This window comes from Niabella insulisoli (assembly GCF_039652435.2).
Taxonomy (GTDB): domain Bacteria; phylum Bacteroidota; class Bacteroidia; order Chitinophagales; family Chitinophagaceae; genus Niabella; species Niabella insulamsoli.
In genome coordinates this window covers 3234228-3248478 of record NZ_CP190246.1, presented here as the reverse complement: position 1 = coordinate 3248478, position 14251 = coordinate 3234228, and the positions used below count along the sequence as shown (strand labels likewise).

Here is a 14251-nt window from a genome sequence, read left to right as displayed (position 1 = left end):
TCTGTCATTTAAAATCGGAGGTGTAATGAAAGGTCTGAGCTTTAACCTTACGTTAATTTGCTTAATATTTTCTTTTAATTCTTTTTCTCAAACATTTTCTTCGGCTGACGACGTCGCACGGGCCGTTAAACAAATAGCCGGCTATCGAGAGAAAGTAGCCTTGCTACAGAATGAGATTAACAAGATTTATCTTACACGTTATGATGAAACAATTGATCTTGCAAGGCTGGGATATGAGTTGGCAAAAAATCAACATGACAATGTTAACAAAGGAAACTTTTTAAGACTGATTGGCGGCGCCCTGGGAAAAAAGGGAAGCATAGACAGCGCTTCGGTTTACTATTATAAAGCGCTTGGTGAATTGGAAGATAGCGGCGATAGCGAAAAGCTAGGCCTTTTATACGACGATATGGCAAGGTTATACAGAAAATTACGGCAACCGGAGCGAGCTTTATCATTTTATGACAAAGCGTTAAGCCTTTACGAAGCTGAAAATAATTTGGAAGGTATTGCCCGCATCAATAATGAAAGTGGCGTGGTTTACAGAGACGAGGGGGATTATCAAACAGCTAATAAACGATTTGAAAAATCATTAAGCATTCAACGTCAACGAAATGATTCGGTCGGAATTGGCTATTCATTAGAATTTTTGGGATATACCCAAATGGCTATAAAAAATTATTCCAAGGCAGAAGCTTATTTGAAACAAGCGTTAAAGATACGGCAAAGGCAAAAAGATCAGTTTGCACTAATGCTGAGTTATACTGCGCTAGGGGAATATTATAAAGAAACCCATCAATTGGCGGTCTCCACATCTTTTTTTAAAAAAAGCAATGAGGTGGCGCAAAAGATTAAATTTTTAGATATACAGAAATATAATCATCAGCAAATTACGGATAACTATGCTTCGCTTGGCGACTATAAGCAGGCCTATACAAGTTTCAAAATATACAACCAGCTGGAAGATAGCTTATATAATGTGCAAAAGCTTAAAGACGTTGAGGAAATGGCCACTAAATATGAAGCCGCTGAAAAAGAAAGAAAAATATTGAGTCAACGTGCGAAAATTGCCGAGAACGAATTGCACCTCAGGAAGCGTAACTTATGGATATTTGGTTTGGTCTCGCTTGCTGTAATAGTTGGCCTGATTGGCTTTCTACTTTATAAACAGCAAGTCGTTAAAGCCCTCAGGCAAAAACAGGAGGGAGAACTTAAATTGGCGCTCGCCCAAATAGACGGACAGCATAAACTACAAGAGCAAAGGCTATCCATATCGAGAGACTTACACGACAATATCGGCGCCCAGTTGTCCTTTATTGTTTCAGCAATCGACACCATTAAGTATTACACATCTGACAAGAATGAAAAATTTACCGATAGTCTGAACAATATCCGCTCCTTTACAAAAGATACCATACAAGAGTTGAGAGATACGATTTGGGCAATGAACAAGCAGTCCATCAGTTTAAGCGATTTGCGCGGCCGCATATCAAATTTCGTTGAAAAGGCAAACCAATCAATATCCTCTGTAAAAATGGCGTTCAATAATGAGCTCGCAGATTCTGATGAAATTGCTTTTCCGTCCCGAATGGGCATGCATATTCATCAGGTTCTTCAGGAAGCGGTAAATAACGCTATGAAACATTCCGGCGCCAATGACATATGGATCAACTTTACCTTCGAGAACGATCAGTTTTGTTTTCTGGTAAAAGATAATGGCAATGGCTTTGACGTTACTAAAAACTATGAGGGAAATGGTTTGATTAATATGAGGAAACGTGCCGAAATCCTTGGTGGCTCATTGCACATAACCCGCGATGCCAGCCTAACTTCTGTTAGATTAATGATACCTTCAAATGCATAACACATGAAAGCACATCTCGCCATCGTCGACGACAATCATTTTCTCATTAAAAGTATTCAGGAACGATTGTCTTTTTTTGACGACATGAAAATTAGTTTTACCGCGCGCGACGGAATGGAGTGTATCGGCCGCTTACAGGAAAATGCCAATATAGATCTAATACTGATGGATATTGAAATGCCAAAGAAAAATGGCATCGAAACCTGTGCGCTCATAAAACAAAAACATCCGCAGATTAAAATTATCATGCTGACGGTAATCGACGATGATGAACATATCTTTAAAGCCATACAGTCAGGTGCAGATGGATATCTTTTGAAAGAAACCGGGCCAGAGGAGCTTCACAAGGCCATTCTGCAAACACTCGAAGGCGGCGCTGCGATGACGCCGTCGGTGGCCATGAAAACCTTGCGCTTGCTTCGCAACCCTTTGCCTGATGAAGCGCAGGCATCAGATGAGGACGTCAATTTATCACAAAGAGAAGTGGAAGTGCTGGAGCAACTGTCCAAAGGGCTGTCTTACACAATGATAGCGGAGAATTTGTTCATTTCTCCCTCAACGGTGCGTAAGCACATAGAGCATATTTACCATAAACTCCAGGTGCACTCAAAAGTAGAGGCAGTACGGCTCGCGCAAAAACGCCGCATTATTTAATGCGATCTTTTAACGGCTGAAATAAAGCCAGTTCAGGAAAACATTGGGGAATACGCCAATCAGTATAATCAGCACACAAACAATAAGCAAAGTGTATTTTTCCAATGGCGTTGCGGCCACCGATTGAACCGGGCCGTCTTTAAAATACATAGCCTGGATTACTCTGAAATAATAGTAAACACTCACCGCTGCCATCACAACCGCAAAAATGACAAGCCACAAATTGCCGCCGTTGGAAACGGCTGCTTTTAACATGTAAAATTTCCCTAAAAAGCCGGCTGTGAGCGGAATCCCTGCAAGCGACAACAGGCAAATGGTAGTAGTGAAAGCCAGGAGGGGCTGATGTTTGGCCAATCCGTTGAAACCTTCAAAACTATAGTCTGTCATTTTGCTAAGCACCGCAAAAATGCCAATAGTGGCCAGGCAGTAAGCCGCTGAATAAATTAATAAGCCTTCGCGGCCGGCTTCATTCATAACATAAACCCCAAAAAGCAAAAAACCTGCCTGCGCAATGCTTGAGTAGGAGAGCATGCGTTTTACACTTTGCTGAAAAACGGCGGTAATATTGCCAACAAACAATGTTGCAGCGATCATTACGGCCACCCACAATGACCAGGTCGACTCCAACTTGCCAAACGCGCCGCCGAACAAACGAACAAATCCAATAAAAACGGCGGCTTTAACAATGGTCGCCATGAAGGAAGTGAATACGGTAGGAGCGCCGTCATATACATCCGGTGTCCAGAAATGGAAAGGCGCCACAGAAGCTTTGAAACTCATAGCAAATAGCAGAAATAACATGCCGGCAATATGCAAATTGGGTGTCTTCGCAGCCGCGCTAAAGTTCATGGCGTCTATGCTAAAGCTGCCCTGCGATCCGTAAATCAATGCGATGCCCATCAGCATAATACCCGTCGAAAAAGAACCCATCAAAAAATACTTCAACGCGGCTTCGTTGCTTTTTAGATTCCTTTTATCCGACCCGGTTAAAATGTATAAGGGTATGGAAATGATTTCAATCCCCAAAAAGAGCGTCAATAATGAGGTGAAACTGGTCGTTAGCGTGATGCCGGCGATGATGAAAAATATCAGTGCGAAATACTCCGCCAGATTGCGGCCCACTTTTTCCATTTCAGCCGATGTCAACACCAGGTAAACTAAAGTGGCAAAGATGGCAATCGAATTAAAGAAAAGCGCGTAGTCGTTAAACACCATAAATGCTGAAACATCAAATTTGAAAAATTTAATATTTCCCATTTCCATGCAATTAACAAGTAACAGCACGATCATTGCTATAATACCCGTGGCTTTGATGGATGCATTTCTTTTAAACACCACACCACTAAACATCATGACAACACCAAAAATTGCAGAAAGTACTAATGCGTTCATACTATATTGCTTATTGCTTCATTGTTTTTAATAAAGGAAGCACATCTGATTTGTGTAAAATTGAATTCGTAATATCTTCGAGAGAATGTAATAGATGCTGCGGATAGACACCCGTAATGATAATCGTAGCAACGATCACACACAGTATGGCTTTCTCGTGGAAAACGATATCCGTTCCTTGCTCTGTCCGGCTATTCGTCTTTCCCAGAAAAACCTGCCTTCCCATTTTTAACGTGTAAACAGCGCCAAGGATAACGCCTGTTCCGGCCGCTACCATAAAGGCCACGCCGTATTGCGTAACCGGCGATCCCAAAATCCCGTTAAACATCAAAAATTCTCCGACAAATGCGTTGGTAAGCGGCAAGGCAATATTGGCGAATGCGATAACAAAAAAGAATATCGTAAGCGCCGGCGCTTTTTTTGCAATGCCGCCCAATTCATTCATTTTCCTGGTTCCGAATTTGCGCTCGATAATTTCTACGATAATCCACATGCCAAGAATGTTGATACCGTGGGCAAACATTTGAAACAGCGTGCCCTGAATGCTGCTTTGGGTTTCAGAAAAAACCGCAACACACATTAAGCCAATATGCGCAATAGAAGAATAAGCCACCAGCCGCTTCATATCATTTTGCTGGAAGGCGATCAGGGAGGCATAGATAATTCCGATCACAGCCATGGTAGAAACCGTATCTCCCCAACTGTAAGACGCAATGGGCAACACCGGCAGCAGCCAGCGTAAAAGACCCAATACACCCATTTTTACCATGATCCCGCTCAACACCATTGTGGCTGCGGTGGGAGATTGCTCGTAAGCGTCCGGCTGCCAGGTATGCAACGGAAAGATCGGCATTTTGATAGCAAAGGCTACAAAAAACAGCCAAAATACCCACATCTGCTGCTGCGAACTGAGCGAGGCGTTGTAAAACGCATCAATAGCAAAAGAGTTGGTTTGGGAGTAAATATAAAGGATGCCGATAAGCATCAAAAGGGAGCCAATAAATGTATAAATGAAAAATTTGAAAGTTACTTTAATCCTTTTTTCATTACCCCATTGCGAACAAATGAAATAAACGGGGATCAGGGCCAGCTCCCAGAAGAAATAAAATAACAACGCATCCATTGCTAAAAAAACGCCCATAAGGCCGGCTTGGGTCAACAACATCAATCCTAAAAAATTATGGGCTTTTTTGTAAGACGTCGTCCAGGTGGAAATAAAAATAAGCGGAAAAGAAAGGGCGGTAAGCATACACAGCATGGCGCCCATGCCGTCGGCTTTAATGGCAAAGCTGCTGTTTAAAATGCCCATCCAGGGCGCGCTGAATGATAAAGACGCGGTGTTGTTGTAGCAGGTAAAAGCTACAATCGCAACAACAAAAGTGGCAATAGCCGCCAGCAGCGACCAGGCTCTTGCACCCGCTTCTTTTTTGATAAAGAAGGTGATGATACCGCTCAGCAGCGGAAGTAATATCAGCAACAAAGAAATCATATACAAATACTAAAAGTCTGCGTATTAAAACTATTTTCTTAAAAAAAACTGTAATACAAATACAATCAAAATGCTAACGACCATCATCAACACATAAGACCCCGTCTGGCCGCTTTGCAGCCAGCGCAACTGACGCCCGCCGTAATGAACCAAACGTCCCACGCCGTTCACGATACCATCCACAATATTCTTTTCGAAAATATTATTGAAAAAAGCGCCCAAAGCATTCAATGGTTTCACAATAACGCCATTGTAAATTTCATCCACATACCATTTGTCCTGCAACAATTTGCCAAAACCTTTCGCTTCTTCGGTATCAGGTTTTTTACTATACCGGCCCCAGGCGATAGCAACAGTGATAATAATTAACAGCGAAGAAACGCCGGTTAAAGCCCACTCCATACTGTGCGACACTTCATGTTTGGGTAATAAGGCGTAAGACTGTTCAAAAATGGGGTTTAAAAATGCTTTTAAACTATGGGCGCCGTGCATGATAAATTCTGGAATGCCGATATAACCACCGATTACCGAAAGAATGGCGAGCACGATCAAAGGGATTGTGATCGCGGCCGGACTTTCATGTAAATGATGTTCCTGTTCGTGGCTGCCGCGAAAACTTCCTTTAAAAGTGGTTGCGTATAAGCGGAACATATAAAACGCCGTAAGCAGCGCACCGAGCAATCCTAATCCATAAAGCACCGGAGACGTGGCAAATGCGCTCGCCAATATTTCATCTTTGGAAAAGAAGCCCGAAAAGCCGGGAATACCGGCGATAGCGAGGCATCCCAAAAGAAAAGTAATATTGGTAATCTTCATGTATTTGGACAAGCCGCCCATTTTGCGCATGTCCTGCTCGCCTCCCATAGCATGAATAACGCTACCGCTTCCCAGGAATAACAGGGCTTTAAAGAAAGCATGCGTCATCACATGGAAAACTGCAGCCACATAAGCGCCGGTTCCTAGTGCCAAAAACATATAGCCCAGCTGGCTCACCGTTGAGTAGGCCAGTACTTTTTTTATATCGTTTTGTTTAAGCGCGATGCTCGCTGCCAGCAGCGCGGTCGCCACGCCGATGATAGCGATGCAGTTTAATGTGCCCGGCGCCATGGAATACATGAGGTTGCTTCGCGCAATCATATAAATGCCGGCCGTTACCATTGTTGCGGCGTGTATTAATGCCGAAACCGGCGTAGGGCCCGCCATCGCATCTGGCAGCCAGGTGTATAAAGGAATTTGGGCACTTTTACCGGTGGCGCCTACAAATAATAAAGTCGTTATAACGGTAATATCAAAAGCAGAAAGCTTAGCTAAAGCTTCCGGATTGAAAATTTCGCTGAAGGTTAGTGTGCCTAGTTTATGAACGAGCATGAATAAAGCGATCAAAAAAGCCAGATCCCCAATGCGATTCATGATGAAAGCTTTCGACGCCGCTTTGGTATAATCTTCTTTTTTAAACCAAAAGCCAATCAGTAGGTACGAACAAAGACCAACTCCTTCCCAACCAATAAACATAATAACGAAGTTGGACCCCATAACCAGCAATAACATGGAAAAGACGAACAAATTCAGATAGGCAAAATACCGGGCGAAATGGTGCGGCTTTTCGTCGTGCATATAAGAGGTCGAATAAACATGTATCAAAAAACCTACGCCTGTTATGATCAGTAAGAATATGGAACTCAACTGATCTACCTGAAAAGCAAACGGAACTTTTAAGGAACGGATACTTATAAAATCAAAATAAGAGGAGGTGATAACATGGCCGGAGCGAACCTCCAGGAAAGCCATAAAGCTCAACACAAAAGCTGCCAAAATCGACCCGCTGCCAATGATGCCTGTCAATCCCTTCGACAAATAATTCCTTAATAACCCATTCAGCAAAAAGCCGATAAGCGGTAATAATGGTATTAAGATCAGTTCAATTTTCATTCAAATAATTTATACACTAAAGGTTTAACTTTTTCAGCCGGCATTAATGTTTCAGGCGGTTGAGGAAATTAATATCAACCGAATGAATATTACGATACATCATCACGATGATCGCCAGCCCCACACTCACTTCAGCCGCGGCTACCACCATGATAAAGAATACAAAAAGCTGCCCGTCTGTTCCCGCCACCGGCAGCGCATCTTTGGCTACCTGCATTTTGGAGAAAGCCACCAGCAGCAGGTTTACCGAATTAAGCATCAGCTCAATACACATAAACACGATGATGGCGTTGCGTCGGGTGAGTACGCCCACTACGCCAATGCTAAACAGCGACAGCGCCAGAACGATATAATAATTTACAGGCATTTTCGAATTTGTAATTTTTGATATGAAATGCGTTTTTTTTTGCACCTCAGTTCAAGTCATTAATTTATACAAATGTGCCGCTGCTTTCTTTTCAGAAAGAAGCGACTTAATCTTTCTTTCCAATAACCACGGCGCCGACCATCGCACTTAAAAATAAAATGCTGCTGATTTCAAAAGGCACTACAAAAGTGGTGAACAGCTCGCGTCCCAGGTTTTTGATCAGTCCCGCTTCGCCGGTGCTCATTTCTACCATGTGCTGCGAAACTTCAGTATTTCTTAGCGCCGCTACAATTACCAAAAGCAAACATCCGCCCGATAAAATACCGATAATTTGCAGCCATTTGTGCTTAACAGGTTCTGTGCTTTTGTTGAGATTCATTAACATGATCACAAACAGAAACAAAACCATGATCGCACCCGCATACACAATGATATTGACAATAGCCAGGAACTGTGCGTTGAGCAAAATGTAATGGCCGGAGATGGCAAAAAACGTGGCCACCAGCCACAACACGCTATGCACGGGGTTTTTACTGCTTACTACCATGATAGCGCTAAACAAAGCCGCTACCGTAAGCACCCAAAAAAGTATTTGTGTAATTCCCATTTCCCTTAATTAACCTCAGCGTTTTTAGTTTCTTTATTGATCGTTCCCAACGCTTTTTGATAAGCTTCCGGCTCGGTCACCGGGTTGGGAATGAGGAGATCTTCTTTTTTATAAATAAACCCTTTGCGATCGTAGTTCGACGGCGTAAATGTCTGAGAAAGATAAATGGCATCTTTCGGGCAAGCCTCTTCGCAATAACCGCAGAAAATACAACGCAACATATTGATTTCATATTTGGCTGCGTATTTTTCTTCGCGATACAGGTTTTCTTCTCCGTCCTGGCGCTCTGCGGCTTCCATTGTAATCGCTTCGGCAGGGCAGGCCACCGCGCACAGGCCACAAGCAGTGCAACGCTCGCGGCCTTCTTCGTCGCGATTTAAAATATGCAGGCCACGAAACACTTTGCTAAACGGCCTTGTTTCCTCCGGATATTTGATCGTGGCTTTCTTTTTGAAAAAATGCTTCAAAGTGATGCCCATTCCTTTCAAAATATTCCAGATGTAGAGGCGCTCCACCCAGGTCATTGGGCTGCGGTCCACCGGTTTGGCTCTATTTGTATATTGAATCCCCATTAGTTTTCGAGCAATATTTTAAATTTTCGCAAATATAAGTTTAGTTCACAGTTTACAAATTGATAAGTTGGTAATCAATACGCTCATCCTCAACCCGTTTATTTATCGAACGCTGCAAACCCGTTGTTTTTTTATGTTCCCGGCTAAGTACTACTATCATCTTCGTTGCGTCGCACTCTTTTACTGTAGTACAGATGGCATCTTGTATAAACGCCAATAGCCAGATTGCTTTTTTATTTACCGTTCAGCCAAAGCACCACCAAAGCCGTGATGATCATGTTGAGCAAAGCCAGCGGCACCAGCCTTTTCCATCCCAAATGCATCAGCTGATCAAAACGGAAGCGCGGAATGGTCCACCTGATCCACATAAAAACGAAAACAAAGAAAAACGCTTTTATCAGCAACACTACAAAACTGATGAACGCGAGCAGATTTTGTGAAATGCCCCAATTCGCTTCGTTTACAAACGGAATATCATAACCTCCAAAATATAAGGTCGCCATGATCACACCGCTAATGAACATATTAATGTATTCAGCAAACAGGTAAAACCCGAGTTTCATACTCGAATATTCCTGGTGGTATCCGAAATTCAATTCGTTTTCTGCTTCAGGCAAATCAAATGGTGTGCGGTTACATTCGGCCAGGGCGCAAATAAAGAATATGAAAAAGCCCAGCGGCTGATAGATCACGTTCCAGCCATTGTCCAACTGATTTTGAACAATAGTGCTCATTTGCAAAGAACCGGTCAGCATCAACACCGCGATAAGCGAAAGGCCCATAGCCAATTCGTAAGAGATCATTTGAGAAGCGCCGCGAATGCCGGCCAACAGAGAGAATTTGTTATTGGAGGCCCAGCCGCCGATCATGATTCCATAAACACCCAAACTCACAACGCCAAATACGTAGAGAATACCAATATTGATATCAGCCACCTGCAGCGGCACCGTTCTTCCCGCTACCACTGCCGGGGAGCCCCAGGGGATAACGGCGCTTGTCAACAAAGCGGTCACCATCGCCAACACAGGCCCCAGCACGAACAAGAATTTAGACGAAGCCAAAGGAATAATTTCTTCTTTGAAGAAAAGTTTACCGCCATCAGCCAGCGGCTGGAGCAAACCAAAGGGGCCGGCGCGGTTGGGCCCGATCCTGTCTTGCATAAAGGCAGCCACTTTCCTTTCGCCATAAGTGGCGTACATGGCAACGATCATCGAAAGCGTTACAACCAGTGCGATCAAAATCAGCTTTTCGATAATAAAAAACCAGTCTATTGCGAGTAATGTAATCATTGTGTGAAAATGGTATAAGTTTTAATTTTCTTCAAATTTCTGCCAAACTACTTGAAGCTGATTTTCGGTTTCATTTAATAGTTTTTCTGCTTCATCCTTCGAGCGAAGCAGGCGTGATATAATAAATTCATTATTCATATCCTTTCCCCATCTTTCTTTACCTAAAAAAAAGCGGATAATCTTTGTATTTGTGATACCAGTTGTTTTTGTTAACGACTACCGTGCTAATCGCAACACTGTTTTCTAATCCAACAGGAGACAAGCTATCACTTATTTCAAACTTTACACGTCCGTTTACATTTTGGTTCAACAGCACCAAAACACCCCAATCGCTTTCCTCATGATGATCGCCCCTTGCCCTCGAGCCAAACAATATCAACTCCGCACCCGGATCAACCGATAATACAGCTTTTTTAATTTGTTGTAATATGATAGACGAATCAGGCATTATCTTTTCCTTCCGTCAAATTCTTTTTATTAAAAACCGCCCCTGTCGCCGGCCCGTCGATCTTACTCAAGTCAACGGCGGGATCGTTGACATCGCTGATGCTGTGGATGTCGAGCAAAAGTTTAGGCGCTCGTCCTCCCATAACTTCAGGGATGGTTTCTTTGGGCTTATTCAACACTTCGTAATGATTGGCGCCGATCACTGAGTGGCGTGCCACTTTGGTCGGCCCCTCGATTACCCAATCTTTTACATCTTTTTTATCGAAACGGCATTCGTTGCAAATCCACCCCGTTTTCCCTTCCTCGGTATTCATGATTTCTCCCCACTGATCTTTGCGGGCAGTGACGCGCAGCACTTCGTCGCCGCGTTTCCAAAGTGTAACTTTTCCGCAGCATTTGTCGCAGTCGCGGTGTGCATCTTCAGGTTTGGTAAACCACACCCTGTTTTTGAAACGAAACGTTTTATCCGTCAGCGCGCCGACAGGACAAACATCGATAACGTTGCCAATAAAATCATTGTCGAGCGACTTTTCAATATAGGTCGCGATTTCGGCATGATCGCCGCGGTCTAATACACCGTGCTCGCGCTTGTTGGTAAGTTGATCGGCCGTAAACACACAGCGGTAACACAGGATGCACCGCGTCATGTGAAGCTGGATGTATTTGCCTAAATTATGTTTTTTGAATGTTCTTCTTTTAAACTCATAGCGGGTGCCTTCGCGGCCATGTTCGTAACTCAGGTCCTGTAAGTGGCATTCGCCTGCCTGGTCGCAGATGGGGCAATCCAGCGGATGGTTTAGTAAAAGAAACTCTACCACGCCGGCTCGGGCGTCCTGCACGCGCTGGCTGGTAATGCTTTTCACTTCCATGCCGTCCATCACTCCGGTGCGGCAACTTGCCACCAGTTTGGGCATAGGCCGCGGATCTTTTTCCGATCCCTTGCTTACTTCTACCAGGCAGGTGCGGCATTTACCGCCGCTGCCTTTTAAAGGCGTGTAAAAGCACATAGCGGGTGGCGTTACATCGCCGCCAACCAGGCGCGCTGCTTGCAATATTGTAGTGCCGGGCGTTACTTCAACAGTAATATTGTCGATCGTTACTTTGAAATTTGCCGGTGGAGCTTGTTTTATTTCTTCAGCCATTTATAAAATTTCACACAAAGAATACAATGAAAAACGGCGAAAACGACGTTTATTTCTAATAAGTATCTATAATTCTCTCTTTTAGGTTTATCATCAAATCTGCTCAAGACTTTTTCATACACACTTTCAAAGAGGCTTGAGCCCTACAGTTGCTGTTGTTTGTTTGCTGCGCTCGGTTGCGCGAAAACAAACTAAGCCGGAACAACTGCTCTTTCATCCGCATAATGCGCCAAACCAAAATTTCTTATCACCGCTTCTTCCGGGTGTGTTATATGCCACTCAAACTCATCGCGGAAATGGCGAATTGCGGCGGCAACGGGCCATGCGGCCGCATCACCCAACGGGCAAATTGTGTTTCCTTCGATTTTACTTTGTATATCCCAAAGCAAATCGATATCGCTCATTTTTCCCTGTCCGTTTTCAAGGCGTAGCAAAAGCTTTTCCATCCAGCCTGTTCCTTCGCGGCAGGGCGAACATTGACCGCAGCTTTCATGGCGATAAAATCTTGCCAGCGTATAAGTGTGTTTTACCACACACTGATCTTCATCAAAAACGATAAAACCGCCGCTACCCATCATGGATCCGGTTTGAAAACCGCCGTCGGAAAGGCTTTCGTAGTTCATCATTCTTTGCTCGCCTTTTGCAGTTTTCAGCAGCAGGTTGGCAGGGAGAATGGGCACCGACGAGCCTCCGGGAATGCAGGCCTTCAGGCGTTTGCCTTTGGCAATACCACCACACCATTCGTCGCTATAAATAAATTCTTCCACGGAAATGGTCATGTCTATTTCGTAAACTCCCGGCTTATTGATATTGCCACAAGCTGAAATAAGCTTGGTTCCGGTTGATTTGCCTACGCCGATTTTTGCATATTCTTCCGCTCCTTCATTGATGATGGGTACCACCGCGGCAATGCTTTCCACATTGTTCACCACGGTTGGTCGGTCCCAAACGCCTTTTACGGCAGGAAACGGAGGTTTGATACGCGGGTTGCCTCTTTTTCCTTCCAAGGATTCCAGTAATGCGGTTTCTTCTCCGCAAATGTAAGCGCCGGCGCCGCGCTGCACATGAATATCGCAGTCGAAGCCGCTGCCCAAAATATTTTTGCCGAGAAAGCCGTTGTTGCGGGCTTCCTCAATGGCCTGTTCCAGAATGTCAACAATCCAGGCATATTCGCCCCGGATATAAATAAAGGAAGTGTTGCTGCCCAAAGCATAAGAAGAAACGATAATGCCTTCTATCAGCAGATGGGGAAGAAATTCCATCAGGTAGCGGTCTTTAAAAGTGCCGGGCTCACTCTCATCGGCGTTCACCACAAGGTGGCGCGGAACGCCTTCCGGCTTGGCCAAAAAGCTCCATTTCATCCCGGTGGGAAAGCCCGCACCGCCACGGCCGCGAAGCCCCGATTTTTTAACTTCTTCGGTAATATCATCAGGCGCCATCGTTTTGAGCGCTTTTTCCACGCTGCGGTAACCGCCTTCGCGGCGGTATACATCAAAATATCTGATGCCTTCTACGTGCGCTTTTTCTAATAATAGTTTTCTACCCATTTTTATATAACTGAAGGCGAACCCCAAAGCCCTGCCTTTTTATTGTTCAATATTTCTTTCTTGTATAATGCGGATATAGTCTCTTCTGTGGTCATACTATTTTGCCTTCTTGCTGTATACTGTCGTAAAGGTCCGTAATCCTGTATTTTTCTTGCCAATCCTTTTTATTTCGAACAATCGTTTGTACTACTTCAAACGTTTTCCACTCTATCTGTTCCAGCACATCATTTCGAATATCTTCATGAAGATCTTTTAGTTCTTCTTTATCCGTTAAGATCAAAAAATCCCAGTCGCTATCTTCCTGCCAATCCCCCCGCGCTCGGCTACCGAATAAAATAAGTGTGGCATTTGGATCATGTTTTGATACAATTTGCTTCACCGTAGTCTTTATATCCCGCACTGCACTGTACATAATATTTGTTTCTTTCTTTCCTCAGCGAAAAACTTAATGATGCTTCGCTCTGCACGCTTCAATAATCGCGTCTACTTTTTCTTTGGTCAGATGCTCTTTATAAAATTTTCCTAATTGCATCATGGGAGCATAGCCGCATGCGCCCAGGCATTCAACAGTTTTTAAAGTAAACATCCCGTCCTCCGTTGTTTCGCCTGGTTTGATGCTTAACTTTTCCCCGATATATGCGATGATATCATCTGAGCCGTTCAACATGCAGGGACCCGTTTGGCAAACTTCAAACATATATTTACCCACCGGCTTTAAATTGTACATGCTGTAGAATGATGCCACTTCATACACTTCGATGGGCTCGATTTGCAACAGCGACGCCACATAATCCATCGTTTCCACGCTCAGCCATCCAAACTGCTCCTGCGCCACATGCAACACGGGCAATAATGCGCTTTTTTGCCTTCCCTCCGGATAGCGTTCAATAATCTTTTGAACCCTGTCTATATTCTCTTGTGAGAGTTGTACCATCTTTATTTAAATTCTACA

General features: G+C 44.0%; 14 protein-coding genes. 2 read left to right on the top strand and 12 right to left on the bottom strand.

What is annotated here, in order from left to right:
- Positions 1-25: 25 nt before the first annotated feature.
- Both ABDK00_RS13530 and ABDK00_RS13525 read left to right on the top strand, forming a co-directional pair.
- Positions 26-1864 carry a tetratricopeptide repeat-containing sensor histidine kinase gene (locus ABDK00_RS13530; RefSeq protein WP_346236863.1) on the top strand — a complete coding sequence of 613 codons (1839 nt, stop codon included), beginning with the start codon at positions 26-28 and terminating at the stop codon, positions 1862-1864.
- A gap of 3 nt (positions 1865-1867) precedes the next feature.
- Positions 1868-2518: a response regulator transcription factor gene (locus ABDK00_RS13525; RefSeq protein ID WP_346236864.1), complete on the top strand. Its 651-nt coding sequence runs from the start codon at positions 1868-1870 to the stop codon at positions 2516-2518.
- A 9-nt stretch (positions 2519-2527) separates the two neighbouring features.
- On the opposite strand, the gene ABDK00_RS13520 is transcribed toward ABDK00_RS13525, so the two are convergent.
- From ABDK00_RS13520 to ABDK00_RS13465, 12 genes are all read right to left on the bottom strand, one after another.
- The gene (locus ABDK00_RS13520; protein WP_346236865.1) at positions 2528-3910 is read right to left on the bottom strand and encodes an NADH-quinone oxidoreductase subunit N; all 1383 of its coding nucleotides are present in this window, start codon (positions 3908-3910) and stop codon (positions 2528-2530) included.
- Positions 3911-3920: 10 nt separating this feature from the next.
- Positions 3921-5399, bottom strand: a complete 1479-nt coding sequence (locus tag ABDK00_RS13515; RefSeq protein ID WP_346236866.1) for an NADH-quinone oxidoreductase subunit M — start codon at positions 5397-5399, stop codon at positions 3921-3923.
- A 30-nt stretch (positions 5400-5429) separates the two neighbouring features.
- Positions 5430-7328 (bottom strand): NADH-quinone oxidoreductase subunit L, encoded by a 1899-nt coding sequence (nuoL, locus tag ABDK00_RS13510; protein WP_346236867.1) that lies wholly within the window; start codon positions 7326-7328, stop codon positions 5430-5432.
- 43 nt (positions 7329-7371) lie between these two features.
- Positions 7372-7695, bottom strand: a complete 324-nt coding sequence (nuoK, locus tag ABDK00_RS13505) for an NADH-quinone oxidoreductase subunit NuoK (protein WP_346236868.1) — start codon at positions 7693-7695, stop codon at positions 7372-7374.
- Between the two features lie 106 nt (positions 7696-7801).
- A complete protein-coding gene (locus ABDK00_RS13500; RefSeq protein WP_346236869.1) occupies positions 7802-8302 on the bottom strand; it encodes an NADH-quinone oxidoreductase subunit J in 501 nt (166 codons plus the stop codon).
- Between the two features lie 5 nt (positions 8303-8307).
- Positions 8308-8874 (bottom strand): NADH-quinone oxidoreductase subunit NuoI, encoded by a 567-nt coding sequence (nuoI, locus tag ABDK00_RS13495; RefSeq protein ID WP_346236870.1) that lies wholly within the window; start codon positions 8872-8874, stop codon positions 8308-8310.
- Positions 8875-9107: 233 nt separating this feature from the next.
- Positions 9108-10163: an NADH-quinone oxidoreductase subunit NuoH gene (gene nuoH, locus ABDK00_RS13490; RefSeq protein WP_346236871.1), complete on the bottom strand. Its 1056-nt coding sequence runs from the start codon at positions 10161-10163 to the stop codon at positions 9108-9110.
- A gap of 157 nt (positions 10164-10320) precedes the next feature.
- Positions 10321-10611 (bottom strand): nucleotidyltransferase domain-containing protein, encoded by a 291-nt coding sequence (locus ABDK00_RS13485; protein WP_346236872.1) that lies wholly within the window; start codon positions 10609-10611, stop codon positions 10321-10323.
- Positions 10604-11752, bottom strand: a complete 1149-nt coding sequence (locus tag ABDK00_RS13480) for a 2Fe-2S iron-sulfur cluster-binding protein (protein WP_346236873.1) — start codon at positions 11750-11752, stop codon at positions 10604-10606. Before ABDK00_RS13480 ends, ABDK00_RS13485 begins: the two co-directional genes overlap by 8 nt.
- A 191-nt stretch (positions 11753-11943) precedes the next feature.
- Positions 11944-13299: an NADH-quinone oxidoreductase subunit NuoF gene (gene nuoF, locus ABDK00_RS13475; protein ID WP_346236874.1), complete on the bottom strand. Its 1356-nt coding sequence runs from the start codon at positions 13297-13299 to the stop codon at positions 11944-11946.
- A 91-nt stretch (positions 13300-13390) separates the two neighbouring features.
- Positions 13391-13678: a nucleotidyltransferase domain-containing protein gene (locus tag ABDK00_RS13470; protein ID WP_346236875.1), complete on the bottom strand. Its 288-nt coding sequence runs from the start codon at positions 13676-13678 to the stop codon at positions 13391-13393.
- 66 nt (positions 13679-13744) lie between these two features.
- Positions 13745-14233 carry an NAD(P)H-dependent oxidoreductase subunit E gene (locus ABDK00_RS13465; protein ID WP_346236876.1) on the bottom strand — a complete coding sequence of 163 codons (489 nt, stop codon included), beginning with the start codon at positions 14231-14233 and terminating at the stop codon, positions 13745-13747.
- Positions 14234-14251: the final 18 nt, after the last annotated feature.

Excerpts from the sequence above, each read along its gene's own strand:
- nuoI (WP_346236870.1), bottom strand. The coding sequence starts at position 8,874 with ATGGGGATTCAATATACAAATAGAGCCAAACCGGTGGACCGCAGCCCA.
- ABDK00_RS13500 (WP_346236869.1), bottom strand. The coding sequence starts at position 8,302 with ATGGGAATTACACAAATACTTTTTTGGGTGCTTACGGTAGCGGCTTTG.
- nuoH (WP_346236871.1), bottom strand. The coding sequence starts at position 10,163 with ATGATTACATTACTCGCAATAGACTGGTTTTTTATTATCGAAAAGCTG.
- ABDK00_RS13525 (WP_346236864.1), top strand. The coding sequence starts at position 1,868 with ATGAAAGCACATCTCGCCATCGTCGACGACAATCATTTTCTCATTAAA.
- nuoL (WP_346236867.1), bottom strand. The coding sequence starts at position 7,328 with ATGAAAATTGAACTGATCTTAATACCATTATTACCGCTTATCGGCTTT.
- ABDK00_RS13465 (WP_346236876.1), bottom strand. The coding sequence starts at position 14,233 with ATGGTACAACTCTCACAAGAGAATATAGACAGGGTTCAAAAGATTATT.
- ABDK00_RS13480 (WP_346236873.1), bottom strand. The coding sequence starts at position 11,752 with ATGGCTGAAGAAATAAAACAAGCTCCACCGGCAAATTTCAAAGTAACG.
- nuoK (WP_346236868.1), bottom strand. The coding sequence starts at position 7,695 with ATGCCTGTAAATTATTATATCGTTCTGGCGCTGTCGCTGTTTAGCATT.
- nuoF (WP_346236874.1), bottom strand. The coding sequence starts at position 13,299 with ATGGGTAGAAAACTATTATTAGAAAAAGCGCACGTAGAAGGCATCAGA.
- ABDK00_RS13530 (WP_346236863.1), top strand. The coding sequence starts at position 26 with ATGAAAGGTCTGAGCTTTAACCTTACGTTAATTTGCTTAATATTTTCT.
- ABDK00_RS13520 (WP_346236865.1), bottom strand. The coding sequence starts at position 3,910 with ATGAACGCATTAGTACTTTCTGCAATTTTTGGTGTTGTCATGATGTTT.
- ABDK00_RS13515 (WP_346236866.1), bottom strand. The coding sequence starts at position 5,399 with ATGATTTCTTTGTTGCTGATATTACTTCCGCTGCTGAGCGGTATCATC.
- ABDK00_RS13485 (WP_346236872.1), bottom strand. The coding sequence starts at position 10,611 with ATGCCTGATTCGTCTATCATATTACAACAAATTAAAAAAGCTGTATTA.